At 75.3% G+C, this 23,431-nt stretch carries 22 protein-coding genes; 10 read left to right on the top strand and 12 right to left on the bottom strand.

Annotated features, from left to right (window positions below; all coding sequences use genetic code 11):
• Nucleotides 1-9: 9 nt before the first annotated feature.
• The 3 genes from B8281_RS08980 (at nt 10) to B8281_RS08975 (ending at nt 3,378) form a co-directional block, all read left to right on the top strand.
• The gene (locus B8281_RS08980) at nt 10-1,302 is read left to right on the top strand and encodes a DUF58 domain-containing protein (RefSeq protein ID WP_085387531.1); all 1,293 of its coding nucleotides are present in this window, start codon (nt 10-12) and stop codon (nt 1,300-1,302) included.
• 611 nt (nt 1,303-1,913) lie between these two features.
• The gene (locus B8281_RS19970; protein WP_255179365.1) at nt 1,914-2,036 is read left to right on the top strand and encodes a hypothetical protein; all 123 of its coding nucleotides are present in this window, start codon (nt 1,914-1,916) and stop codon (nt 2,034-2,036) included.
• Nucleotides 2,037-2,043: 7 nt separating this feature from the next.
• Complete coding sequence (locus B8281_RS08975; RefSeq protein WP_085387530.1) at nt 2,044-3,378, top strand: winged helix DNA-binding domain-containing protein; 1,335 nt, start codon at nt 2,044-2,046, stop codon at nt 3,376-3,378.
• Nucleotides 3,379-3,394: 16 nt separating this feature from the next.
• Here B8281_RS08975 and B8281_RS08970 read toward each other — a convergent pair whose 3' ends face one another.
• Nucleotides 3,395-4,384: a stage II sporulation protein M gene (locus tag B8281_RS08970; protein ID WP_085387529.1), complete on the bottom strand. Its 990-nt coding sequence runs from the start codon at nt 4,382-4,384 to the stop codon at nt 3,395-3,397.
• A gap of 86 nt (nt 4,385-4,470) precedes the next feature.
• Between B8281_RS08970 and B8281_RS08965 the strand changes: the two genes are divergently transcribed.
• Nucleotides 4,471-5,289 (top strand): RDD family protein, encoded by an 819-nt coding sequence (locus B8281_RS08965; RefSeq protein WP_074807620.1) that lies wholly within the window; start codon nt 4,471-4,473, stop codon nt 5,287-5,289.
• Here B8281_RS08965 and B8281_RS08960 read toward each other — a convergent pair.
• The 5 genes from B8281_RS08960 to ahcY form a co-directional block, all read right to left on the bottom strand.
• Nucleotides 5,262-6,614, bottom strand: a complete 1,353-nt coding sequence (locus B8281_RS08960; RefSeq protein ID WP_232322742.1) for an acyltransferase — start codon at nt 6,612-6,614, stop codon at nt 5,262-5,264. The genes B8281_RS08965 and B8281_RS08960 overlap by 28 nt on opposite strands.
• 172 nt (nt 6,615-6,786) lie before the next feature.
• Entirely contained in the window at nt 6,787-7,446 is a 660-nt protein-coding gene (locus B8281_RS08955; RefSeq protein ID WP_034651737.1) for a response regulator transcription factor, read from the bottom strand.
• A 115-nt stretch (nt 7,447-7,561) separates the two neighbouring features.
• Nucleotides 7,562-9,097 carry a sensor domain-containing protein gene (locus B8281_RS08950; protein WP_085387528.1) on the bottom strand — a complete coding sequence of 512 codons (1,536 nt, stop codon included), beginning with the start codon at nt 9,095-9,097 and terminating at the stop codon, nt 7,562-7,564.
• 82 nt (nt 9,098-9,179) lie between these two features.
• On the bottom strand, nt 9,180-9,788 hold the full coding sequence (locus B8281_RS08945) for a hypothetical protein (RefSeq protein WP_085387527.1): 609 nt from the start codon (nt 9,786-9,788) through the stop codon (nt 9,180-9,182).
• Nucleotides 9,789-9,828: 40 nt separating this feature from the next.
• Nucleotides 9,829-11,382, bottom strand: coding sequence for an adenosylhomocysteinase (gene ahcY / locus B8281_RS08940; protein ID WP_021483170.1), 1,554 nt, complete (start codon nt 11,380-11,382; stop codon nt 9,829-9,831).
• Nucleotides 11,383-11,967: 585 nt separating this feature from the next.
• Between ahcY and B8281_RS08935 the strand changes: the two genes are divergently transcribed.
• The 3 genes from B8281_RS08935 to B8281_RS08925 all read left to right on the top strand — a co-directional run bounded on the left by B8281_RS08935 (nt 11,968) and on the right by B8281_RS08925 (nt 15,229).
• Entirely contained in the window at nt 11,968-13,329 is a 1,362-nt protein-coding gene (locus B8281_RS08935) for a glycine betaine/L-proline ABC transporter ATP-binding protein (RefSeq protein ID WP_081895783.1), read from the top strand.
• A complete protein-coding gene (locus B8281_RS08930) occupies nt 13,326-14,195 on the top strand; it encodes a proline/glycine betaine ABC transporter permease (RefSeq protein ID WP_061267508.1) in 870 nt (289 codons plus the stop codon). The genes B8281_RS08935 and B8281_RS08930 overlap by 4 nt, the downstream gene beginning before the upstream one ends.
• 98 nt (nt 14,196-14,293) lie before the next feature.
• Nucleotides 14,294-15,229, top strand: a complete 936-nt coding sequence (locus tag B8281_RS08925; protein ID WP_034651706.1) for a glycine betaine ABC transporter substrate-binding protein — start codon at nt 14,294-14,296, stop codon at nt 15,227-15,229.
• A 160-nt stretch (nt 15,230-15,389) separates the two neighbouring features.
• Here the strand turns inward: B8281_RS08925 and B8281_RS08920 are convergent, their stop codons facing one another.
• Genes B8281_RS08920 through rfbB form a run of 3 tightly spaced genes read right to left on the bottom strand, consistent with a single transcriptional unit; the run spans nt 15,390 to nt 18,084 of the window.
• Nucleotides 15,390-15,578 carry a Trm112 family protein gene (locus tag B8281_RS08920; protein ID WP_034651710.1) on the bottom strand — a complete coding sequence of 63 codons (189 nt, stop codon included), beginning with the start codon at nt 15,576-15,578 and terminating at the stop codon, nt 15,390-15,392.
• Complete coding sequence (locus B8281_RS08915) at nt 15,575-17,032, bottom strand: phosphomannomutase/phosphoglucomutase (RefSeq protein WP_085387526.1); 1,458 nt, start codon at nt 17,030-17,032, stop codon at nt 15,575-15,577. Before B8281_RS08915 ends, B8281_RS08920 begins: the two co-directional genes overlap by 4 nt.
• 56 nt (nt 17,033-17,088) lie before the next feature.
• Nucleotides 17,089-18,084 (bottom strand): dTDP-glucose 4,6-dehydratase, encoded by a 996-nt coding sequence (gene rfbB / locus B8281_RS08910; protein ID WP_034651713.1) that lies wholly within the window; start codon nt 18,082-18,084, stop codon nt 17,089-17,091.
• Between the two features lie 121 nt (nt 18,085-18,205).
• Here rfbB and rfbA point away from each other — a divergent pair, with 121 nt between their 5' ends.
• Entirely contained in the window at nt 18,206-19,069 is an 864-nt protein-coding gene (gene rfbA / locus B8281_RS08905; RefSeq protein WP_034651716.1) for a glucose-1-phosphate thymidylyltransferase RfbA, read from the top strand.
• On the opposite strand, the gene rfbD is transcribed toward rfbA, so the two are convergent.
• On the bottom strand, nt 19,042-19,911 hold the full coding sequence (gene rfbD, locus B8281_RS08900) for a dTDP-4-dehydrorhamnose reductase (RefSeq protein ID WP_232322741.1): 870 nt from the start codon (nt 19,909-19,911) through the stop codon (nt 19,042-19,044). The genes rfbA and rfbD overlap by 28 nt on opposite strands.
• 68 nt (nt 19,912-19,979) lie before the next feature.
• On the opposite strand from rfbD, the gene B8281_RS08895 reads away from it, so the two are divergent.
• Complete coding sequence (locus B8281_RS08895) at nt 19,980-20,597, top strand: dTDP-4-dehydrorhamnose 3,5-epimerase family protein (protein WP_085387525.1); 618 nt, start codon at nt 19,980-19,982, stop codon at nt 20,595-20,597.
• 1 nt (nt 20,598) lies between these two features.
• Here B8281_RS08895 and B8281_RS08890 read toward each other — a convergent pair whose 3' ends face one another.
• Nucleotides 20,599-20,952 (bottom strand): DUF3499 domain-containing protein, encoded by a 354-nt coding sequence (locus B8281_RS08890; RefSeq protein ID WP_009863301.1) that lies wholly within the window; start codon nt 20,950-20,952, stop codon nt 20,599-20,601.
• A 146-nt stretch (nt 20,953-21,098) separates the two neighbouring features.
• Between B8281_RS08890 and B8281_RS20105 the strand changes: the two genes are divergently transcribed.
• Nucleotides 21,099-21,677: a metallopeptidase family protein gene (locus B8281_RS20105; RefSeq protein WP_085387524.1), complete on the top strand. Its 579-nt coding sequence runs from the start codon at nt 21,099-21,101 to the stop codon at nt 21,675-21,677.
• 7 nt (nt 21,678-21,684) lie between these two features.
• Here the strand turns inward: B8281_RS20105 and B8281_RS08880 are convergent, their stop codons facing one another.
• Nucleotides 21,685-23,430 carry a DUF5719 family protein gene (locus B8281_RS08880; RefSeq protein ID WP_085387523.1) on the bottom strand — a complete coding sequence of 582 codons (1,746 nt, stop codon included), beginning with the start codon at nt 23,428-23,430 and terminating at the stop codon, nt 21,685-21,687.
• Nucleotide 23,431: the final 1 nt, after the last annotated feature.

Below are 23,431 nucleotides of genomic sequence, written 5' to 3'. Positions count from 1 at the left end.
GCGTCGCTCGTGGCCCTGACGTGGCGCGCCGTCGTGCTGGCGGCGCTCGGGATCGTCCCCGTGCTGCTCGTCCCCGTGCCGGGGACGGTGCTCGTGTGGACGCTGCTCGTCGTCGCGCTGTGCGCGCTCGACGCGGCCCTCGCGGCGTCCCCGCGGCGTGTCGCGATCGAGCGGCGCGTCGCGGGCTCCGTGCGGCTCACCGACGCGACGGCGTCCCGGCTCACGCTGACGAACCTCGCCCCGCGGCGGCTGCGCGCGCTCGTGCGCGACGCGTGGCCGCCGTCCGCGGGGACCCAGGTCAACCGGCACGACGTCGATCTGCCGCCCGGCGAGGCGACGCGCGTGACGACCGTGCTCGTCCCGACGCGCCGCGGCGAGCGCGTCGCGGACCGCGTGACGATCCGCTCGTTCGGCCCGCTGCGGCTCGCCGCGCGCCAGGCGTCGATCCCCGTGCCCGGGCGGCTGCGCGTGCTCCCCGAGTTCGCGTCGCGACGCCACCTCCCGAGCCGCCTCGCGCGCCTGCGCGAGATGGACGGGCGCGCCGCGGTGCAGGTGCGCGGCGAGGGCACCGAGTTCGACTCGCTGCGCGAGTACGTGCTCGGCGACGACGTCCGCTCGATCGACTGGCGCGCGTCGGCGCGCGGCCGGGACATGGTCGTGCGCACGTGGCGGCCCGAGCGCGACCGCCGCGTGCTCATCGTCGTCGACACGTCCCGCACGTCCGCGGCGCGCGTCGGGGACGCGCCGCGCCTCGACGCGAGCATCGAGGCGGCGCTCCTGCTCGCCGCGCTCGCGGGGCGCGCCGGGGACCGCGTCGAGCTCGTCGCCTACGACCGCACCGTGCGCTCGCGCGTCGCGGGGGCCGCCGGGCCGCGCCTCATGCCCGCCATGGCGGACGCCCTCGCGCCGCTCGAGCCCGCGCTCCTCGAGACCGACTGGCCCGGCCTCGTCGGCACCGTCCACGAGCGCCTGTCGCAGCGCGCGCTCGTCGTGCTCCTGTCGACGCTCGACGCCGCTGCCGTCGAGTCCGGCCTGCTGCCCGTCGTCGGGCAGCTCACGGCCAAGCACCAGGTCGTGCTCGCCGCGGCGGGCGACCCCGAGGTCGCCGCCCTGCGCGACGACCGCACCGGGACCGCCGAGGTGTACGACGCCGCGGCCGCCGCGCGCGGCGAGATCGAGCGCGCCGCCGTGACGACGGTCCTGCGCCAGCGCGGCGTCGAGGTCGTCGACGCCCTCCCCGACGACCTCGCCCCCCGCCTCGCCGACACCTACCTCGCGCTCAAGGCGGCCGGCCGCCTCTGAGCCCCCGCCGGGGGCCACCGAGCCGGAGCCGGTGGTCGCGCGAGGTAGAGCCACGGTCGCACGAGGTAGAGCCACGGTCGCACGAGGTAGAGGCCCGGTCTCACGAGGTAGAGGCGTCGTCCCACGAGGTAGAGCCGAGGCCGCGCGAGGTAGAGGCCAGGTCTCACGGGACGAGGGTGCCCGGGTTCGCCGAGCAGGGATCCCGGCTCCGTCTGCGGCGCCGGGCCACCAGAAGCGCCCTGTCGGGCGCCACGACCGTCCGGTCGGCGCGCAACCCGTCTGAGGTGGCCCGACGTCGTCGTCCCTCCGAGCGTGGGCAGGCCCACCCTGGGCGACCACGCCTCTACCTGGCGGAACCAACGCTCTACCTCGCGGAACCACGGCTCCACCTCGCGCAACCACGGCTCCACCTCGCGCAACCCACGCCTCTACCTCGCGGAACCACGGCTCCACCTCGCGCAACCCACGCCTCTACCTCGCGGAACCACGGCTCTACCTCGGGAGGCCAGGCCTCTACCTCGCGGGAGGTGGTGCAGGGGCCCTCTCCCCCGACCGTCAGGGGCGGGAGGTAGGGTCGTCCAGCACGTCCATCCCGACCTCAGGAGACTCCCGTGGCCTGGCAGCCGACCGATCCCCGGCAGCGCGTCCGGCGCAACCGTCGCGTCGCGATCATCGTCGTGGTGGCGCTGCTTGCGACGTTCCTCGTCCCGGCGCTCGCGATCGTCCTGTCCTGACGGGCCGATGGCCGACGAGCGGTTCGGGCCGCGGCTGAGCCACGACGACCTCAACCGGGCGCTGCTCGCGCGCCAGCACCTCGCGGCCCCGCGCGACGCGACCGTGCTGGACGAGGTGCGGCACCTCGTCGGCCTGCAGTCGCAGGTCCCGTCGTCGCCGTACCCGGCGCTCTGGTCGCGCCTGGCGGGCTTCGCGCCGGACGACCTGGGCGACCGCCTGCTCGACCGCCAGGTGGTGCGCGTCGCGACGCTGCGCGGCACGGTGCACCTCGTCGCGGCCGACGACGCGCTCGAGCTGACGGCGCTCGCCCGACCCGGCCTGGCGACCTACCTGCGGTCGCGGAACCAGCACGGGACCGCGCTCGCGCACGTCGACCTCGACGACCTCGAGCGCGCGGCGCGCGACCTGCTCGCGGAGCCGCTGACGTCGGTCGAGCTGGGGCGGCGCCTCGCGGAGCGCTGGCCCGACGTCGACCCGAAGCACCTCGCGTACGCGGCGCGCTGCCTGCTCCCGCTCGTGCAGGTCCCGCCCCGCGGCCTGTGGGGCGCGAGCGGCGCGGGCACGACGACCACCTGGACGACGGCGCAGGCCTGGCTCGGTCGGGCCGACGACGCCCTCGACGCCGTCGCGCACGGCACGGACCCGGACGCGACGCTCGCGGCGCGCGTGCGGCTCGTGCGCCAGTACCTCGCGGCGTTCGGCCCGGCGTCGGTGGCCGACGCGCAGCGCTGGGCGGGCCTGACCCGGCTGCGCGCCGCGGTCGACGTGCTGCGGCCCGAGCTCGTGACGTTCACCGGCCCGGCCGGCACCGAGCTCCTCGACCTGCCCGACGCGCCGCGCCCGCCGGGCGACGAGCCCGTGCCCGTGGTCCTCGCGGGCGACTTCGACAACCTGCTCCTGTCCCACGACGACCGCACGCGCGTCCTCGGGGACCTGCCGGTCACGAGCGTCGTGAGCGTCAACGGTCAGGTCGCGGCAGCGGTCCTCGTCGACGGCCGCGTCGCCGGCGCCTGGACGGCCCGCCCGGCGGCACCGGCGGCGCGCAGCGCCCGAGCAGCGGCCCCGGGCACCCCCATCGCCCGAACAGCGGCCGCGCGCGGCGCCCGAGCGGCGGCCCCGGCCGACGGGACGCGCCCGGCCGACGGGACGGACGTCGTCGTGCACGTCGAGGTGCGGCCCCTGCGCGCACGGAGCGGCCCCGGCGCGTCCGGCGGCGAGGCGCCGAGCCTCGCCGACCGCCTGCGCGACCCCGCGGTGCGCGACGAGGTCGTCGCGCGCGCCGAGGACTGGGTGCGGTGCGGGTGGCCGCACGCGCGGGCGCGCGTCGTGCTCGACGACTGACGCCCGGCGTCGTGGGTCAGGCCGCGACGGGGGCCGCGTCGCCCGCGTGGTCGGCCGTGAGGTCGCCCGTCTCTCCGGCCCGGACCGCGCGGCGCCCGAGCACGATCGTGTAGACCCAGAACGCCGCGAGCGCGACGGCCCCGATCGCGATCTTGAGCCACCACGGCAGGTCCGACCCGGTGACGAACCCCTCGATGACGCCGGAGACCGCGAGCGCGATCGCGAGGCCGATCGCGACGGTGACGAGCGCCCGGCCCTCCTGCGCGAGGGCGCGCGAGCGCGGCAGCGGGCCGGGGTCGATCCACGCCCAGAAGATCCGCAGCCCGGCGGCGCCGGCGACGAAGATCGACATGAGCTCGAGCAGCCCGTGGGGCGCGATGAGCTGGAGGAAGAGCGGGAGCTCGCCGTGCGCGGCCATCATGCCGCCGATCGAGCCGACGCCGACCGCGTTCTGGAACAGCACCCACACGGGGAAGACGCCCGTGATCCCCAGGCCCACGCAGAAGGCCGCGATCCGCGCGTTGTTGGTCCACACGACGGCGGCGAAGTCGACGCCCGGGTCGTAGTAGGACGCGAACGCGTCGTTCACGTAGTCCTCCTGGACGCTGGGCGGCCCCATGGACGCGAGGCCCTCGGGCGTCGTCGCGACCCAGACGCCCGCGACGACCGCGACGAGGAGGAAGGCGGCGGTCACGCCGACCGACCACCACCGGATCCGGTAGAGCGCGGCCGGGAGGGACACGGTGAGGAACCGCACGACGTCCCGCCACGCGGGCTCGTGCGCCCCCGCGATGCGCGTGCGGGCGCGCCCGAGGAGCACGGACAGGCGCGAGATGAGCACCGGGTCCGGCGCGACGGAGCGCACGGTCGACAGGTGCGTGGCGACGGACTGGTAGAGCCGGACGAGCTCGTCGGCCTCCGCGCCGTCGAGCGTGCGGCGGCGGACGAGCGCGTCGAGGCGGTCCCACTCCGCGCCGTGCACGTCGGTGAAGGCGTCGAGGTCCACGACCGATACCCTGCCACACGGGGCGTGCCACCGGTGCGCCGACCGACGGGCGGGCAGGACCCGCGACGGCGAGGACGGGAGCGGGCGTGCGCGAAGGCATCGTGATCGGCGAGGGCGTGGTCCTGGACGCGCGACCGGCGTCGTTCGCGACGCGCGGGCTGGCGCTCGCGCTCGACCTGCTCGTCGTGCTCGTGTTCTTCGTCGCCACGCTCTTCGTGCTCGGCGCCTCGTTGGGGTCGCTCGAGCTGGACATGGTCACCGCGATCCTCATCGCCTTCTCGGTCCTCGTCATGGTCGTCATCCCGACCACGGTCGAGACGCTCTCGCGCGGGCGCTCGCTCGGCAAGCTCGCGCTCGGCATCCGGGTCGTGCGCGACGACGGCGGCCCGGTCCGGTTCCGGCACGCGTTCCTGCGGGCGCTCGTCGGGGTCGGGGAGATCTGGCTGACGTTCGGCTCGGTCGCGCTGGTCGCGTCGCTGACGAACGACAAGGGCAAGCGGCTCGGCGACATGGCCGCGGGCACGTACGCGATCCGCGTGCGGGGCGGGCGACCGACGCTCGCCCCCCTCGCGATGCCGCCCTACCTCGCCGCGTGGGCCGCGCACGCGGACATGCGGCGCCTGCCGGACGGCCTCGCGCTCGCCGCCCGGCAGTTCCTCGGGCGCGCCGCCCGCCTGCACCCGGCGTCGCGCGCGCGGCTCGGCCAGGAGCTCGCGGGGCAGGTCGAGCGGTACGTCGCGCCGGGCCCGCCGCCCGGCACCCACCCCGAGACGTTCCTGCTCGCCGTGCTCACCGAGCGCCGGGACCGGGACCGCGCGACGGCCCAGCGCGCGCAGGCCGCCGCGCGCGAGCAGGCCGAGCTGCTCCACCGGCTCCCCTACTCGGTGCCCGACCCGACGCGCTGACGCGTGCGGCGCCTCCCCGGGGCGTCCTCGAACCGCCCGACGACGCGCGCGATCCCGACGAGCACGAGGGCGAACGCACCGAACCAGACGGGTCGGCTCGCCCACCAGTCGGCGCCGCCCACGGCAGGGAGCTCCTGGCCGAGCACCACGAGGACGACCCCGACCACGACCACCATCGCGGTGAGGTGCCACAGGTACACGGTCATCGAGCGCCGTGCGAGACCGCGGACGACGGACCGTCCCCGGCCGTCGGCCCAGCGCACGAGCGGTCCCCGCGCAGCGAGCGCGAGCGCGACGAGCGCGACGGCGTGCAGCACGACGGGCGCGGTCGGCGGCCCCAGGTTGGACATCGTGTCGCCCGGCATGCCGATGAGCGAGACCGGGTAGGGCCCGACGGCCACGAGCAGGGCGGCGAGGGCCGCCGCGGCGAGCCCGACGGCCACGAGCACCCCGGGACGCGGCACGGCGGCGACGGGGACGAGGCGGCCCCGGCGCACGACCCGCAGACCGGAGCGGGCGTCGGCGTAGAGGAGCCCGACGGCGTACGGCACGGCCCACACGAGCACCACGTTCACGAGCGCGAGCCGCTCGAAGCCTGCGCCGAACCGCAGCGCCTCGACCGCGAGCGGGGCGGCGGCGAGACCGGCGACGGCCCACCAGCCGGCGGCGTGCAGCGCGCGGCGCAGGAGCGGCGTGAGCACGACGAGGCCGAGGTAGACCGCGAGGAACCACAGGAGCTGCGGCGCGAGCGTCGCGAGCGAGCGGACGGCGTCGGCCGGGAGCCCGACGGCCAGCAGGACGCCGACGGCCACCACCCACGCCCCGACGAAGACGGCCACCGGACGCAGCAGGCGGGGCAGCCGGGCGCCGGCGAGGCGGACGCCGTCGGCCAGGTCGGCGACGGCGCTCGGACGGGTCACGACCCGGCCCCGGGCCGCGGTCCCCGTGCGATCGTCGGCCCGCCGCAGCCCGTACGCCGCCGACGCGCCCGCCGCGAAGAACAGCAGGGCGAGCACCTGGAGCACCCACGTCACGGCCCACCCTCCGCCGTGCGCGAGCGCGTTCCCGATCCGGAGCTGCTCGCCGTCCCACGTCGCGTCCGCCATGAGCCAGTGCACCGTGAGGACGCTGAGGGTCGCGACGGCGCGCACCGCGTCGACGAAGACGTCGCGCGACGGGCGGCGAGGGCCCTCGCCCGCTGCGGCCGCCGTGCCGGGCCGGTCCCGGCGCGGAGCCGGCGGGGCGGTGTCCCGGAGCCGGGGCTGAGCCGGGCGGACGGGCGACGACGCGCGGGGTCGGGCGGGGGGTGGCGACAGGACGGCCACGGGATGCTCCTCGGTCGGCGGGCCCGGGAGGTCTCCCGGTGCTCACCAGTCTCGAAAAATCCCGTTCGTCCCGGTACGGGACGGTCCCCCGACCGCGTCGCGGTCGTCCACCGAGGTTCCGGGGGGTTGTCCCCCGCCGCTCGGACCGTGCGCCGCTGAGACCTGGAGCTGCTCAGACCTTGAGGTAGCGCAGCACCGCGAGGACGCGGCGATGGTCGCCGGCGTCCTGCGGCAGCCCGAGCTTGCCGAAGATCGAGGTGACGTTCTTCTCGACCGCGCCGTAGGAGAGGAACAGGGCCTCCGCGATGGCGGAGTTCGAGCGGCCCTGCGCCATGAGCTCGAGCACCTCGGTCTCGCGCGGCGTGAGGCGCGCGAGACCGTCGTCGGACCGCGACGCCCCCATGAGCTGGCTCACGACCTCCGGGTCGAGGACGGTCTGGCCCGCGGCGATGCGCGTGAGCGCGTCGACGAACTCCCCGACGTCCGCGACGCGGTCCTTGAGGAGGTAGCCGACGCCGCGCGCCCCGCCCGTGAGCAGCTCGCTCGCGAACCGCGTCTCGACGTACTGGGAGAACAGCAGCACCCCGAGGTCGGGGTGCGCCGCGCGCAGCGCGAGCGCGGCGCGCAGCCCCTCGTCGGTGAACGTCGGCGGCATGCGGATGTCGACGACGGCGACGTCCGGCAGCGCGTCCTGCGCCGCGAGCCGCGCGACCTGTGCGACGAGCTCGTCGCCGTCCGCGACCGCCGCCGCGACCTCGTGGCCGCGGCGGGTGACGAGCGCGACGAGACCGTCGCGCAGGATGGCGGAGTCCTCGGCGATGACGAGCCGCATGGTGTCCTTCCGGTCGGACGGGCCGGGCGGCCCGGGCGGGCGTGGTGCCCCGAGGACATCCTGCCCGACGCCGCCCCGCCGCCCGGGCAGGACCGTCCCGTCCGTGCGCAGCACGTCAGACCCGCACGGGCAGGAGGACCGTGACGACCGTCGGGCCGCCCACGGGGCTCGTGAGCTCGAGCGAGCCGTCCACGGAGCGCACGCGCTCCGCGAGACCCGCGAGCCCGGAGCGGTGCCCGTCCGAGCCCGGCTGCACGACGCGTGCGCCGCCCTGGCCGTCGTCGCGCACCCGCAGGCGCAGGCGCGCCCCGCGGCCGCTGCCCTGGCGCTCCACGAGCACGTACACCCCGGTCGCGCGCGCGTGCTTGACGGCGTTGGTCACGAGCTCGGCGACGCAGAAGTACGCGATGGACTCGACCGCGGGGGCGAGCCGGCCGGACGCCTCGACGGCCGGGTCGACGTCGACCGTCACCGGCAGGGGCGAGCGCGCCGCGAGGGTCTCGAGCGCGACGGCGAGGCCGTTGTCGAGCGCGGGCGGGTGGATGCCCCGAGCGAGCTCGCGCAGCTCGACGAGCGCCTCCTTGGTCGACGAGTGCGCGAGGTCGACGAGCTCGAGCGCGTCGCCCGCGTCGCCGCCCGCCGCGAGCTGCTCCTTGGCCTCGCCGAGCTGCATCGCGACCGCGACGAGGCGCGCCTGGGTGCCGTCGTGCAGGTCGCGCTCGATGCGGCGCAGCTTCGCGTCGGCGTCCTCGACCGTGCGCCCGCGCGACTCCTCGAGGTCGGCGACGCGCAGGCTGGACAGCGTGGGGCCGAGCAGCGCGACGGTGAGCACGCGGAAGAGGTGCGCGAACGCGCGGGTCACGTGCGGCCAGACCCACAGGAAGAGCGCCCCGAGGAGCACGAGGCCGAGCTGCCGCGCCGGCGTGTCGACGTACCAGTCGACGCCGATCTGCGCGCCACGGTGCCACGACCCGTCCGCGGCCTGCTGCGGGGGCAGCCACCGCGACCAGAGCCAGTGCGTCATGCCGCCCAGCCCGACGGCGAGGAGCACCGTGCTCACGACGAAGGACAGGATGGCGAGCGGGAACGTCACGAGGAGGAACAGCACGGCCCGCCACCCCGTGCCGTCGCCGATCCCGCTCCACAGCGTGCTCCAGAAGCCGCGGCGGCGCGTGTACGGGGCGGGGGCGGCGACGTCGACCCCGAGCAGGGACCGCGCGAGCGACCGGTACATCGAGCCCCAGCCGCGCCCGCCGACCACGACCCACCCCGCGACGACGAGGCCCAGGACGGGCACGATCATCGCGACGAGGAAGACCACGGAGAACAGCCCGTAGGAGAACGCGAAGGGCGCCAGCAGGAGCGCGAGCGAGAGGTACCCGTACTCGCGCCACGTGCGCCCCGCGAACGGTGCGCGCGCGAAGCCGACCCGCTCGCGGTGGTCCACGTACCGCGGGTCGGGCTGCGAGCCCGCGAACGCGCCCGGGACCCCGGGCGCGGCGGCCACGGCGGACGCCGAGGGGTCCGACGGCGCGGCGGGCGTCGACGGCACCGCGGAGGGGTGCGGCGTCGGCACGGCCGCCTCGGGCGCGCCGGGCGAGGGCTCGCCCGCGGGCACGACGCTCGGCTGGTCAGGGGTCACGGCAGTCATGGTGCCAGTCTGGGCGCGCGCGTGCGGCGACGACAGGGTGGCGTCCGCCGCACCCGGGTGGGGACAACCCCCGTGCCTGCCGTCAGTGCAGCAGGTACTTGACCGCGATGACCACGCCGCCGAACGCCGCGGCGAGCAGCGTCTCTCCCACCAGCAGGCCTCCGCGCGCCCCCGCGCGGTACGCGGCGAGGAACCCCACCACACCGAGCAGGACGACGGTGAACCACACCGCGACGAGGGCGGCGCCCTCGGCGTCGAGCCCGGCCGCGAGCGCCACGAGGTACACGACGATCCCGGGGAGCGCGCCGAGGAGCACCCCGACGTTGGACCGCAGCGCGACGACCGTGCGGCCCCACAGCGAGTGCCCGGTGTCGTGGAAGCGTCCGCTCACCGCGTCCACGTAGCAGTGCGCGAGCCAGTAGCCCACCGCCACGAGGGTCGTCGCGAGCACGACGCGGTCGCCCGTCGGCGCGTGCACGCTGGAGACCGCCATGACGAACCCCGCGACGATCGCGCCGTACAGGAGGTCGTGCGGGGGCTCGCGCTCCCAGCGGTCGCCCACGCGGTGCCACAGCGGCCGCACCCGGCCGGGCGGCGGCTCGTCGCGCACCTCGTCGGCCGGCCCCGCCGTGCCCTCGCCCGCGGGGGGCGAGGGCACGACCGGCGTGCGCTCGTCGGACGACGGGTCCATGCGACCTCCTCGGCGCGTGCCGGACGACTCGGGGCAGTGCTCAGTAGCGGTAGTGCTCCGGCTTGTACGGCCCCTCGACGGGGACGCCCAGGTAGTCCGCCTGAGACGGCGAGAGCTCGGTGAGCCGGACGCCGAGCGCGTCGAGGTGCAGGCGCGCGACCTTCTCGTCGAGCACCTTGGGCAGCCGGTAGACCTGGCGCGCGTAGGCGCGCTCGCGCCCCTCGCGCGCGGCGGCCGTCGCGTCCTGGTAGAGCTCGATCTGGCCGATCACCTGGTTCGAGAACGAGTTGCTCATGACGAACGACGGGTGGCCCGTCGCGTTCCCCAGGTTGAGCAGGCGGCCCTCGGAGAGCACGACGACCGAGCGGCCCGCGGGCTGGCCGTCGGGGCCCGGCTCCGCGAACGTCCACTCGTGGACCTGGGGCTTGATCTCGGTGCGCGACACCCCGGGCACCTCGGCGAGGCCGGCCATGTCGATCTCGTTGTCGAAGTGGCCGATGTTGCCGACGACGGCCTTGTCCTTCATCGCGACGAGGTGCTCGGCGCGGATGACGTCCTTGTTGCCCGTGGTCGTGATGAAGAAGTCGGCCTCGCCGAGCACGTCCTCGATCCGGGCGACCTGGTAGCCGTCCATCGCGGCCTGGAGCGCGCAGATCGGGTCGACCTCGGACACGATGACGCGCGCGCCCTGGCCGCGGAACGCCTCGGCCGCGCCCTTGCCGACGTCGCCGTAGCCCGCGACGAACGCGACCTTGCCGCCCATGAGGACGTCGGTCGCGCGGTTGATGCCGTCGGGCAGCGAGTGGCGGATGCCGTACTTGTTGTCGAACTTCGACTTGGTGACCGAGTCGTTGACGTTGATCGCCGGGAAGAGCAGCTCGCCCGACTCGGCGAGCTGGTAGAGGCGGTGCACGCCCGTCGTCGTCTCCTCGGTGACGCCCTGGATCTCCTGCGCGATCGTCGTCCAGCGCAGCGGGTCGGCCTCGAGCGCGCGGCGCAGCACCCCGCGCACGACGTTCATCTCGTGGGTGTGGTCCGGCTCGCCCGGGAGCGTGTCCGGCGGGACGACGCCCGCGCGCTCGTACTGCAGGCCCAGGTGGACGAGCATCGTGGCGTCGCCGCCGTCGTCGAGGATGAGGTTGGGCGACTCGTCCCCCGGCCACACGAGGATCTGCTCGGTGCAGTCCCAGTACTCCTCGAGGCTCTCGCCCTTCCACGCGAACACCGGGACGCCCTGCGGGTCCTCGGGCGTCCCGTGCGGTCCGACGACGACGGCGGCCGCCGCCTCGTCCTGCGTCGAGAAGATGTTGCAGCTCGCCCAGCGCACCTGCGCGCCGAGCGCGACGAGCGTCTCGATGAGGACGGCCGTCTGCACGGTCATGTGCAGGGAGCCGGCGATGCGGGCGCCCGCGAGCGGCTGCGACTCCCCGTACTCGGCGCGCAGCGCCATGAGGCCGGGCATCTCGTGCTCGGCGAGGCGGAGCTGGTGGCGGCCCGCCTCGGCCAGGGACAGGTCGCGGACCTTGTACCGGCCGGGGATCTCGTCGAAGCCGGGGGTGGCGCCGGAGGTCGGGGCCTGCGCTGTGGTGGACATGGTTCTCCTGTGCGTTCTCGGTGCCGGCGGGGCCGGTGGTGCCGGCTCCGCGGTGGCTGCCGATGACTGGTCGGTTGCTGCGCTGGGGGCTCCCGTCCGCGCGGGACGGGACCGCGGCCCGCCCGGCACCAGCCTACCGAGGACGACGCCGTCCGGCCGGGGCGCGGACCGCCCGGTCCCGGAGCACCACCGTTCGTCCGGCGCGCGCGCCCGGGCGCGCGCGTAACACGAACGCTTGACCATCTCAAGATCACGAAGGGATAACGATCCCGGTTCCGCCGTCATCCGCACCATTCCAACGATGCTCGGTCAAGAATCGTCCTGGAATCGCCCCCGGTGCGGGGGTCCTGGGTAGAAGTTGAACCTCGAATCAGGCAGGGTGGGCGCGAACCGATTGACATCGGATCAGCGTGAGGCCCTGTGTGCGCCGGCCCCTGCGGGGGCAACCGGCCGGACGCGCCACCCCAGGGAGGACGTCCTCGCACCCGGGGCCTCCTGCCGTGCCCTCTCGTCGAGCGCCCGCACCCGGGTGCTCCGGAGGGGCGTGACGCTGGTCCACGACCGGAAGGTGGCGACACCCACCGCATGACAGCTCTCAGCACACCCGTGCCGACCGACCCGGCCGCGCACGCCGGCGCCGCGACCGTCGGCACCGACGACCGCGCGACCGCGCTCTCGGTCCGCGACGTCTACAAGGTCTTCGGGCGCCGCCCCGTCGAGGCGATCCGCCGCCTCGAGCAGGGCGCGAGCCGCGACGACGTCAAGCCGCTCGGCACCGCCGCGGTCATCGACGCGTCGTTCGACGTGAAGCAGGGCGAGATCTTCGTCGTCATGGGCCTCTCGGGCTCCGGCAAGTCGACGCTCATCCGCATGCTCAACGGGCTGTGGAAGCCGACGTCCGGGCACGTGCTGCTCGGCGGCACCGACCTCGCCCAGGCCGACGCCAAGCAGATGCGCGCGCTGCGCCGCAAGCACGTGTCGATGGTCTTCCAGCACTTCGCGCTCCTGCCCCACCGCACGGTGCTCGACAACGCCGCCTACCCCCTGGAGATCCAGGGCGTCGGCAAGGCGGAGCGCCGCGAGAAGGCCCGCACCGCGCTCGGCCTCGTCGGGCTCGGCGGCTGGGAGGACTCCCTGCCCTCGCAGCTCTCCGGCGGCATGCGCCAGCGCGTCGGGCTCGCCCGCGCGCTCGCCGCCGACACCGACGTCCTGCTCATGGACGAGGCGTTCTCCGCGCTCGACCCGCTCATCCGGCGCGAGATGCAGGAGCAGCTCCTCGAGCTCCAGCAGACGCTCGGCAAGACGATCGTCTTCATCACGCACGACCTCAACGAGGCGATGCACCTCGGCGACCGGATCGCCGTCATGCGCGACGGCCGGATCGTGCAGATCGGCACCGCCGAGCAGATCCTGTCCGACCCCGCGAACGACTATGTCGCCCAGTTCGTCGCCGACGTGGACCGCACGCGCGTCCTCACGGCGTCGTCCGTCATGGTGCGCCCCGCCGTCGTCGTCCCGCTCTCCGGCGGTCCCCGCCAGGCGAGCCGCACGATGCGCGAGGCGCAGGTCTCGGCCGCGTACGTCGTCGACCGCCAGCGCCGCCTCCAGGGCGTCGTGCGCGACGAGGACGCGGTCGCCGCCCTGAAGAAGGGCCAGGACAGCCTCGACGGCCTCGTGCGCCAGGGCGTCGCGCCCGTCTCCCCCGACACCCCGCTCGCGGAGGTCTTCGCCCCCGCCGCGGAGTCGCCGCTGCCCGTCGCGGTCACGGACGAGCAGGGCCGCCTCGTCGGCGTCGTCCCCCGCGTCACGCTCCTCGAGGCCATGGTCCCCGGCGACCAGCCGAAGACCGGCGAGATCGACCTCGGGCAGACGCCCGTCGTCCAGGACGCGCCGGCGGAGGGCTCCGCCCCGCTCGCGGCCGCCCCGACGGAAGGCGGTGCCGCGTGAACGACACCCTCGTCCCCCGCATCCCGCTCGGCGAGTGGGTCGACGCCTTCGTCGGCTGGGTCACCACCACGTTCCGCCCGCTCTTCCGGTTCATCAAGGACGTCCTCGTGGGCGTCTACGACGGGCTCGACGCCGTGCTCTCCGGCCCGCCGTTCTGGGTCGTCGCGATCGCCCTCGCCGCGCTGGCGTTCTTCGTCAAGGGCTGGCGGCTCGCGGTCGGCACGCTCGTCGGCTTCGTCCTCATCGCGGGCGTGAACCAGTGGGACAACGCGATGGACACCCTCGCGCTCGTCCTGCTGTCCGCCGTCCTCGCGATCGCCATCGCGATCCCGCTCGGCATCTGGGCCGCGCGCAACGACCGCGTCTCCGCCGTCGTGCGGCCCGTGCTCGACTTCATGCAGACCATGCCGGCGTTCGTCTACCTCATCCCGACCGTCGTCATCTTCCTCACCGGGCCCGTGCCCGGGATCATCGCGACGATCGTCTTCGCCATGGCCCCCGGCGTCCGGTTCACCGAGCTGGGCATCCGGCAGGTCGACAAGGAGGTGGTCGAGGCCGGCCAGGCGTTCGGCTCGACCCCCGGCCGCATCCTGCGCCAGATCCAGCTCCCGCTCGCCCTGCCCACGATCATGGCGGGCGTCAACCAGGTCATCATGCTCTCGCTCTCCATGGTCGTCATCGCCGGCATGGTCGGCGCCGGCGGCCTGGGCGAGGACGTCGTCGCCGCACTCCAGCGCGTCGACGTGGCGCTCGGGTTCGAGGCAGGCCTCGCCGTCGTCATCCTCGCGATGTTCCTCGACCGCGTGACCTCCGCGCTCGGCGACCGCGCCCCCGTGGCGCGCGCCCTCGCCGCGGCGCGCGTCTGACCGCGCCACCCACCGTCCCCGGCCGCACGCCGGGACCCCGCCCCACGCACCCGCCGTCGGGCACCCCGACCGGGCCCCCCGGCCCACGGAAGGAACGCATGACCCCCGCACGCAAGCGCACCACCCGCACCGCCGCCGTCGCCGCGACCGCCGTCCTCGGCCTCGCGCTCACCGGCTGCGCGTCCGACTCCGGCTCGGGCGGCTCCGGCGACGGCGCCTCCTCCACCGGCGAGGACGAGACGTCCGTCTCCATCGGCATCCCGTCCGGCTGGGACGAGGGCATCGCCGTCTCCCACCTGTGGACCACCATCCTCGAGGACGAGGGCTACGACGTGTCGACGCAGACCGCCGACGTCGGCGTCGTCTACACCGGCCTCGTCGGCGGGGACTTCGACCTCACGCTCGACGTCTGGCTGCCCTACACGCACGCGTCGTACGAGAAGAAGTACGGCGGCGAGATCACCGACCTCGGCTACTGGTACGACGACGCCAAGCTCACCATCGCGGTGAACGAGGACTCCCCCGCGCAGTCCCTCGAGGACCTCGCGGCCATGTCCGACGAGTACGGCAACAAGCTCGTCGGCATCGAGGCGGGCGCCGGCCTGACCGAGATCACCCAGGACCAGGTCATCCCCACCTACGGCCTCGAGGACATGGACTACTCCATCTCCTCCACCCCCGCGATGCTCGCCGAGCTCAAGGGCGCGACCGACAGCGGCGAGAACATCGCGGTCACGCTGTGGCGCCCGCACTGGGCCTACGACGAGTTCCCCGTCCGCGACCTCGAGGACCCCGAGGGCGCGCTCGGCGAGGCGGAGAAGATCCACATGTGGGGCTCGTCCGACTTCGAGGAGCGCTACCCGACGCTGACGAAGATGCTCGGCGCGTTCTCCCTCGACGACGAGCAGCTGTTCTCGCTCGAGAACATGATGTTCAACTCCGACGAGTACGCCGACGAGCAGGCCGCCGTCGAGGCGTGGCTCGAGGAGAACCCGACGTTCGTCGACGACCTCAAGGAGGCCGCGGGCGTCTGACGCCCCGACCACCCGCGCTCCGACGGGCCCGGCAGGGCCCGTCCCGGACGGGCTGCGGTCCCGGTTCGCCGCAGCCGTGCGGGCACCCTCGGTGCCCGACGCCGAAGGCCGGCTCCCTGGCGGGGGCCGGCCTTCGGTCGTGCTGCGGGACGCGGTGCCCTCAGAGCTCGCGCGCGTCGTCCTCCAGCAGCACCGGGATGCCGTCGCGCACGGGGTACGCGAGCGGACGCCCCAGGTCGGTCGAGTGCAGCTCCGGCTCGCCGGAGGGGCTCGTCCCGTCCACGAGGCGGGCGCCCGTCACCGGGCACCGCAGCGCCTCGCGCACCCAGGGGTCGATCTGCAGGCTCATGCTCGCTCCTCGTCGTCGTCCGTGCGCACGAGCGACAGGACGTCGTCGCGCACCTTCTCCATGATGTCCTCGTCAGCGGCCTCGACGTTGAGCCGCAGGAGCGGCTCCGTGTTGGACGCCCGCAGGTTGAACCACCACTGCGGGTGAGAGCCCCAGTGGGAGACCGTCAGGCCGTCGAGCTCGTCGACCTCGACCGGGCCGGCCCCCTGCTGGGTTACGTACGCCTCGACGACGCGCGCACGCGCCGCCGGGACGTCCGCCACGGTCGAGTTGATCTCCCCCGAGGCGACGTAGGGCTCGTACATCTCCGCGAGGTCGGACAGCGCGTGCGGCTGCGACCCGAGCGCGGCCAGGACGTGCATCGCCGCCAGCATCCCGGTGTCCGCGAAGAAGAAGTCGCGGAAGTAGTAGTGGGCGCTGTGCTCGCCCCCGAACACGGCGTCGTGCTCCGCCATCTGCGCCTTGATGAACGAGTGGCCCACGCGCGTGCGGACCGTGCGCGCGCCGGCCGCCCCGAGGAAGTCGGGGACGGCGCGCGAGGTGATGAGGTTGTGGATCACCGTGGGGGTGCGCCCGGCCTCGAGCTCCTTCGCGACCTCCCGCAGGCCGACCAGCGCCGTGACGGCGGACGGGGAGACCGGCTCGCCGCGCTCGTCCACGACGAAGCAGCGGTCGGCGTCGCCGTCGAACGCGAGCCCGAGGTCGGCCCCGTGCTCGACCACGGCCGCCTGCAGGTCCACGAGGTTCTTCGGGTCCAGCGGGTTCGCCTCGTGGTTCGGGAACGTGCCGTCGAGCTCGAAGTAGAGCGGCACGACGTCGAGCGGCAGGGCGGGCAGTCCCGCGCCCGTGCCCAGCACGGCCGGCACGGTGTGCCCACCCATCCCGTTGCCGGCGTCGACGACGACCTTGAGCGGACGGATGCCCGACAGGTCGACGAGGCCGCGCAGGAACGCCGCGTACTCCGCGAGCATGTCGCGGTCCGTGACGGTGCCGGGCTCCTCGGCAGCGGGCGGGAGACCGCCGTCCAGGTACCCCTCCGCGAGGGTCCGTACGTCGATCAGGCCCGTGTCCTGGCCGACCGGGCGCGCGCCCGCGCGGCACAGCTTGATGCCGTTGTAGACGGCGGGGTTGTGGCTCGCGGTGAACATGGCCCCGGGGACGCCCAGCACCCCGGACGCGTGGTAGAGACCGTCCGTCGAGCACAGCCCGATGCGCGTCACGTCCACCCCCGCGGCCGTGAGCCCCGCGGCGAACGCGTCGACGAGCTCCGGGCCCGAGTCGCGCATGTCGTGCCCCAGCACGGCGCTGGCCCGCGTGCCGGCCGGGGCCTCCGGCAGCACCACGGCCCGCGCGAACGCCGCGCCGACGGCCCGGGCCACCTCCGGGTTCAGCTGGTCCGGGACGGTGCCGCGGACGTCGTACGCCTTGATGAGGTGGGAGAGGTCGGTGCTCACGCGACCCACCCTATCCGCGGGTGCACCGCGTGCGACGGCGACGGCTGCTGCGCGTGCTACTGCCCGGCCGCCGCGTACCGCTCCTCGGTCCGCGCCTTCGCCGGGCGCCACCACTCCTCGTGCTCGCGGTACCAGTCCACCGTCCGGGCGAGACCGTCGCCGAACGAGGTGAAGGCGGGCTCCCACCCCAGCTCGGTCCGCAGCCGCGTGGCGTCGATCGCGTAGCGCAGGTCGTGCCCCGCACGGTCCGCGACGAGCTCGTAGTCGTCACGGTCGCGGCCGAAGATCTCGAGCAGGTCCTGGACGACCTGCAGGTTGGACCGCTCGCCGTCCGCCCCGACGAGGTAGGTCTCGCCCACGGCGCCCCGCTCGACGATCGCCCACACCGCGTCGTTGTGGTCGTCGACGTGGATCCAGTCCCGCACGTTCGCGCCCGCCCCGTAGACCTTGGGACGCCCGCCGTCGAGCAGGTTGGTGATCTGCCGCGGGATGAACTTCTCGACGTGCTGGTACGGCCCGTAGTTGTTCGAGCAGTTCGAGATCGTCGCGCGCACGCCGAACGAGCGCACCCACGCCCGCACCAGCAGGTCGCTCGACGCCTTCGTCGAGGAGTAGGGCGACGAGGGATTGTACGGGGTCGTCTCCGTGAAGCGCGCGACGTCGTCGAGCTCGAGGTCGCCGTACACCTCGTCCGTCGAGACGTGGTGCAGCCGCACGTCGTGGCGGCGCACCGCCTCGAGCAGGGTGAACGTGCCGAGCACGTTGGTCCGGACGAACGGGGACGGGTCTCGCAGGGAGTTGTCGTTGTGCGACTCCGCGGCGAAGTGGACCACGAGGTCGGCCTCGCCCACGAGCCGGTCCACCAGGTCGGCGTCCGCGACGTCGCCCTCGACGAGCTCGACGCGGTCGCGCACCGGGTCGAGGGACCGCGCGTCCCCCGCGTACGTGAGGGCGTCGAGCACGACCACCGCGGCGTCGGGCCGCGTCTCGACCGTGCGATGCACGAAGTTCGCCCCGATGAAGCCGGCGCCGCCGGTCACGAGCACCCGCACAGCCGACCTCCTCGATACGTCCTCCTGGCGCGGCGAGTCTATCGACGGCGGGCCCCGGCCCCGGGGTCCGCGGCGGCATTTCACCCGCCGCGGCACGGGGCTGTCGTGAGAGCCTGCCGGGATGAAGGGGATCGTCCTGGCAGGAGGCGCGGGCACGCGCCTGCACCCGATCACGCTCGGGGTGAGCAAGCAGCTCCTGCCCGTCTACGACAAGCCGATGGTGTACTACCCGCTCTCCACGCTGCTGCTGGCCGGGGTGCGGGACGTGCTCGTCATCACGACACCGCACGACGCCGCCGCGTTCACGCGCCTGCTGGGCGACGGCTCGCAGTTCGGCATCTCCATCTCCTACGCGGTGCAGGCGGAGCCGAACGGGCTCGCCCAGGCGTTCGTGCTCGGCGCGGACTTCCTCGACGGGGACTCCGCCGCGCTCGTCCTCGGCGACAACATCTTCTACGGGCCCGGCCTCGGCGACCGGCTCCAGCGGTTCGCCGAGATCGACGGCGGCGCCGTCTTCGCCTACCGCGTCTCGGACCCGACGGCGTACGGCGTGGTCGAGTTCGACGGGTCGGGACGCGCCCTGAGCATCGAGGAGAAGCCCGTGCACCCGCGGAGCAGCTACGCGGTGCCGGGCCTGTACTTCTACTCGGCGGACGTCGTCGACGTCGCCCGCTCGCTGCGGCCCTCGGCGCGCGGCGAGTACGAGATCACGGACGTGAACCTGCACTACCTGCGCGAGGGCCGGCTCCAGGTCGAGGTCCTGCCGCGCGGGACCGCCTGGCTCGACACCGGGACGGTCGACTCGCTCCTCGACGCGAGCGACTTCGTCCGCACGATCGAGAACCGGCAGGGCCTGAAGATCGGGGCCCCCGAGGAGGTCGCCTGGCGCCGCGGGTTCCTCGACGACGACGGCCTGCGCGAGCGTGCGGCCGCGCTGGGCCGGTCGCGCTACGGCACCTACCTGCTGTCGCTGCTCGACGCGTGAGCGCCCGGGGCCGAGGCTCCGGCGAGCACGTCGGCCGCCGCGACGACCCAGCGCTCGCGCCAGTCGCCGACGGGCTCGACGCCGGCCCGGCGCAGCGCCTCGTGGCCGAGCACGGACCACGCCGGCCGCGGCGCGGGGCGGGCGGACGCGGCGCTGGGGACGGGGCGGACGATCGCCGGGTCGAGCCCGGCCGCGGCGACGACCTCGCGAGCGAGGTCCCACCAGGACGCCCGGCCCTGCGCCGTGCCGTGGTAGACGCCGCCCGGCGCCGGGGACCGCACCAGCCGCACGACGAGGTCGGCGAGGTCCCGCGCCCACGTCGGCTGCCCCACCTGGTCGTCGACGACCTCGAGCGCTCCGCGCTCGCGCGCCACCCGGGCGATCGTCCGCGGGAAGCACGCGCCGTGCGCGCCGTAGAGCCACGCCGTGCGGACCACGAGGGCGTCCGGGTGCTCGGTCCGCACGGCCCACTCCCCGGCGGCCTTCGTCCGGCCGTACGCGGACCGGGGCGCCAGCGGCGCGTCCTCGGCGTACGGGACCCCGACGGCGGCGGGCCCGCCGTCGAAGACGTAGTCCGTCGACACGTGCACGAGCCGGGCCCCGTGGCGAACCGCCGCGCGGGCGACGTGCTGGGCCCCGACGGCGTTGACGGCGAAGGCCGTCGCCTCGTCCGCCTCGGCGGCGTCGACGGCCGTGTACGCCGCACAGCTCACCACGACGTCCGCGCCGGCGAGCGCGCGCGCGACGGCGTCCCCGTCCGTGACGTCGAGCGCCGCGCGGTCGAGCGCGCGCACGGGCTCCCCGCCGGCGCGCAGCAGCGCCACCACCTCGGCCCCGAGCATCCCGCCGGCCCCTGTCACCGCCCACCGCACCACGACCACCTCCGCACGGCACCCTACCGAGGAGCACCATGAACGTCCGTGAGCTCACCGTCCCCGGCGCGTGGGAGCTGCTGCCGCGCCAGCACGCCGACGACCGAGGGGTCTTCCTCGAGTGGTTCACGGCCGCGGCCCTGCGCGAGGCGACGGGGCGCGACCTCGACCTCGCCCAGGCGAACGCCTCGGTGTCGAGGGCGGGCGTCGTGCGCGGGATCCACTACGCCGACGTACCGCCCGGGCAGGCGAAGTACGTGACCTGCGTCACGGGGTCCGTGCTCGACGTCGTGGTCGACCTCCGCGTCGGGTCGCCCACCTTCGGGCGCTGGGACGCGGTCCTGCTGGACGCCCGCGAGCGCCGCGCCGTGTTCCTCCCCGAGGGCGTGGGGCACGCGTTCATGGCGCTCGAGGACGGCGCGACCGTCGTCTACCTGTGCTCGAGCGGGTACGCCCCCGAGCGGGAGCACGGCGTCGACCCGACCGACCCCGAGCTCGCCATCGAGTGGCCGACCACCGGTCCGGACGGGCGCGCCCTCGTGCCGTCGTTCTCCGCGAAGGACGCGGCGGCGCCGTCCCTGCGGGAGGCGCTCGCGGCGGGATCCCTCCCCCGCGCGGACGAGGTCGCCGCGTTCGTCCGGACGCTGCAGGGGTAGGTCAGTCGGCCTCGGCGCGCAGGACCCGCAGGTGCCCTCGGCGTCCGACCTCGGTGACGTCCGGCGGCTCCGGCTCGGTGCGGACCTTGCCCGCCTCGCGGACGGCGTCGGCGAGCGCGGAGAGGTCGTCGTCGCTGGGACCGGTCTCGACGAACTGCGGCGACAGGCGCACGACCTCCCAGCCGCGCGGTGCGGTGAGCCGCTCCGCGTGCTCGGCGCACAGGTCGTAGCTGTGCGGCTCGGCGAGGTGCGCGAGCGGGCCCAGGACCGCCGTGGAGTCGGCGTAGACGTAGGTGAGGGTCGCGACGGCGGCACGGACGCACGCCGTGCGCGAGCACTGCCTGACGGATCTCACGGCCTGACCTTACGCCTTCCCGAGCGGTCCTGGAGACGCCACACGCCGTCCGCGCCCCGCGCCGGGCCGTGGCTGGTCCCGGCCGGGTTCGTGGGAGGGCCCGGCGAGCCCCGGTGCGCAGGGCGACGGCCGACTAGAGTCGTGGTGTGCGTGGCAACTCTCCGTCCCCCGGCTCGCGCCCCGACCCGGCCGGCGCAGGGCGCCGGGCCCGTGACCGCTGGTCGCGACGCAGCGCCGTCACCCCTCCCCCGGTCTCGTTCGACGAGCTCGTCATCCCGCCGCGCGCCCCGGGGCCGGGCGGCCACGGCCCGGTGCCGCGACGCCGCGACCGCCGGGGACGCGGCATCCGGGGTCCTCTCCTGCCGCCGACCGCGCCCGCGAGCCGCACGCGCGCGGAGAAGTTCGACGACGTCGTGCTCGACGTCGTGGAGCGCGTGCAGCGCTCGTGGGCGAAGCAGCTGCGCGGGACGGAGTTCGCGGTGGAGGACGTCCCGCCGTCGGACCCGGCGCCCTGGGAGGACGGCGGCGTGCCGCTCGGCCGGTGCTTCCCGGCCGAGTCGGGCCAGCCCGCCCGCATCGTGGTCTACCGGCGGCCCGTCGAGGCGCGCGCGTTCGACGCCGAGGACCTCGAGGACCTCGTCCGCGACGTGCTCGTCGAGCAGGTCGCGCACCTGCTGGCCCGCACCCCCGAGGAGATCGACCCGCGCTACACGGGCGACCGCTGACCGTCGCCTAGCGTCCGAGCCCGGCGGTGTCCGACGCGCGGACCGCGACCTCGTGCGCGGCGGGCGCCTCCGTGACCGGCAGGAGCACCGACACGAGGCTCGGCGCGCCGTCGCCCTCGTCGCCGCTCGGCGGGCCTGCGCTCGCCGTGAGCGACCAGACGGGGAGCAGGCCGTCGTCCTCCCCGACGACGTCGACCGTCACCGCCGCGGGGACGGCCTCCGACCCTTCTGCCCGCACCGTCGCCGGGTCGAGCGTCTGCGTCGTGCCCGCGCGGAGCGTCAGGGTCGTCGTGCCCGCCTCCGCGCCGCTCTCGTCGTAGACGCGCACGAGGAGCTCGAGCGAGCCCGTCGGCTCGTCCTCGTCGGCACGCGCCGCGGGGACGGCGGCGAGCGTCAGCGCGGAGGACGTGCCCGGGACGAGCGCCACCTGACCGGCGGGCGACGCGTCGTCGGCGGACCCGGCGCTCTCGTCGGCGCTCGCCGCGTCCTTCACGGGCGGCAGCGGTCGCGCCGCGACCCAGGCGCGGTCGTACTGCCGCTCCTCGTGGAGCAGGTCGGGGTCCGGCTCGCCGCGGCGGTCGACGGACGCGCCGCCGACGACGGGGACGTCGGCGTGCACGGAGACGGCGTACGCGCCCGCGGGCAGGCCGCCGAGCGACACGTCCGTGACGACGCCGGGCGTGAGCGTGATCTCCTCGGCCCCGCGCAGGGGCACGGCGCCGTCCTCGCCGTAGACCGTGACGCGCGCGTTCCCGGCCTCCTCGCCCGGGGCGAGCAGGCGCAGCTGCGGGGCGTGCGGGTCGTCGACCGCCTCCCCGACGCTCGTGACGCCCGCCAGCGCGAGGTCCGTCGTCGGTTCCGCGCCCGGGACCACGTGGTCGACGCCGAGCGGGACGAGGCCGTCGAGCGTCGAGTGCTGCAGGTACGCCGACACGAGGCCGCCCGACGCGGCCACGTGGACGACGAGGCGGCGCTGCTCGGGGGCCGCCGCCTCGACCAGGGTCACGACCTCCTGCCCCGGACCGACGAGCTGCTGCCCGCCGCCGGAGAGCACGACCTCGCCCCCCTGCCCCCAGACCTGCACCTGGACGACCGCGGGCGTGAGGCCGGGGTTCTGGAGCACGAGCTGGGAGCTGCTGCCGATCTCGGTGCTCCCGCCGACGAGCCACTGGCTGATGCCCGGCCGGGAGCAGCTCGCCGCGGCGAGCCCGCGCAGGTCGCCGTCAGTCGTCACGGAGCCGACGGACGCGGCCACGCGCGGGGACGCGTCCTGGGCGGGGCGCACCGTCAGGACGGCGCCGTGCGCGGGGTCCTCGACGTCGCCCACGGTGACGTCGGCGCCCGGCCCGGGCGCGAGCTCCTGCTCCTCGAGGTCGCCGCCGTCGAGCACGCCGAGCCCGGCGGTCCCCTCGCCCTCGACCACTGCCCGCAGGCGGCTGGTCGTGCCGACCGGCGCGGGACCGAACTGCGCGTCTCCGACCGTCTCGGGGTCGGTGAGCCGCGCCGGGCCCGGGCAGACCGAGACCTCCTGGGCGGGCTCGACCGTGACCTCCTCGACGGGGTCCGCCGGGGCCGGTGCCGCGGGCAGGAGCGCCGCGCCCGTGCTCCCGAGCAGGACGACCGCGCCCACCGCCAGGATGCCGACCAGCCCGGCGCCCGTCGTCGTGACGCGGCGCACCACCGCCCGGGCGCGCCCGGGACGCGCGTCCTTCTCCGGAGCCTCGTCGGGGCTCGTCCCGTTCGTCGTCGTCACC

It is taken from the genome of Cellulosimicrobium sp. TH-20 (genome assembly GCF_002105775.1).
Taxonomy (GTDB): domain Bacteria; phylum Actinomycetota; class Actinomycetes; order Actinomycetales; family Cellulomonadaceae; genus Cellulosimicrobium; species Cellulosimicrobium funkei.
Note: the sequence above shows the minus strand (reverse complement) of the source record. Positions and strands in the feature narration are given on the sequence as shown.

Excerpts from the sequence above, each read along its gene's own strand:
- B8281_RS08975 (WP_085387530.1), top strand. The coding sequence starts at position 2,044 with ATGGCCGACGAGCGGTTCGGGCCGCGGCTGAGCCACGACGACCTCAAC.
- B8281_RS08955 (WP_034651737.1), bottom strand. The coding sequence starts at position 7,446 with ATGCGGCTCGTCATCGCCGAGGACTCCGCCATCCTGCGCGACGGTCTC.
- B8281_RS08950 (WP_085387528.1), bottom strand. The coding sequence starts at position 9,097 with ATGACTGCCGTGACCCCTGACCAGCCGAGCGTCGTGCCCGCGGGCGAG.
- B8281_RS08945 (WP_085387527.1), bottom strand. The coding sequence starts at position 9,788 with ATGGACCCGTCGTCCGACGAGCGCACGCCGGTCGTGCCCTCGCCCCCC.
- ahcY (WP_021483170.1), bottom strand. The coding sequence starts at position 11,382 with ATGTCCACCACAGCGCAGGCCCCGACCTCCGGCGCCACCCCCGGCTTC.
- B8281_RS08935 (WP_081895783.1), top strand. The coding sequence starts at position 11,968 with ATGACAGCTCTCAGCACACCCGTGCCGACCGACCCGGCCGCGCACGCC.
- B8281_RS08925 (WP_034651706.1), top strand. The coding sequence starts at position 14,294 with ATGACCCCCGCACGCAAGCGCACCACCCGCACCGCCGCCGTCGCCGCG.
- B8281_RS08920 (WP_034651710.1), bottom strand. The coding sequence starts at position 15,578 with ATGAGCCTGCAGATCGACCCCTGGGTGCGCGAGGCGCTGCGGTGCCCG.
- rfbA (WP_034651716.1), top strand. The coding sequence starts at position 18,206 with ATGAAGGGGATCGTCCTGGCAGGAGGCGCGGGCACGCGCCTGCACCCG.
- rfbD (WP_232322741.1), bottom strand. The coding sequence starts at position 19,911 with ATGCTCGGGGCCGAGGTGGTGGCGCTGCTGCGCGCCGGCGGGGAGCCC.
- B8281_RS08895 (WP_085387525.1), top strand. The coding sequence starts at position 19,980 with ATGAACGTCCGTGAGCTCACCGTCCCCGGCGCGTGGGAGCTGCTGCCG.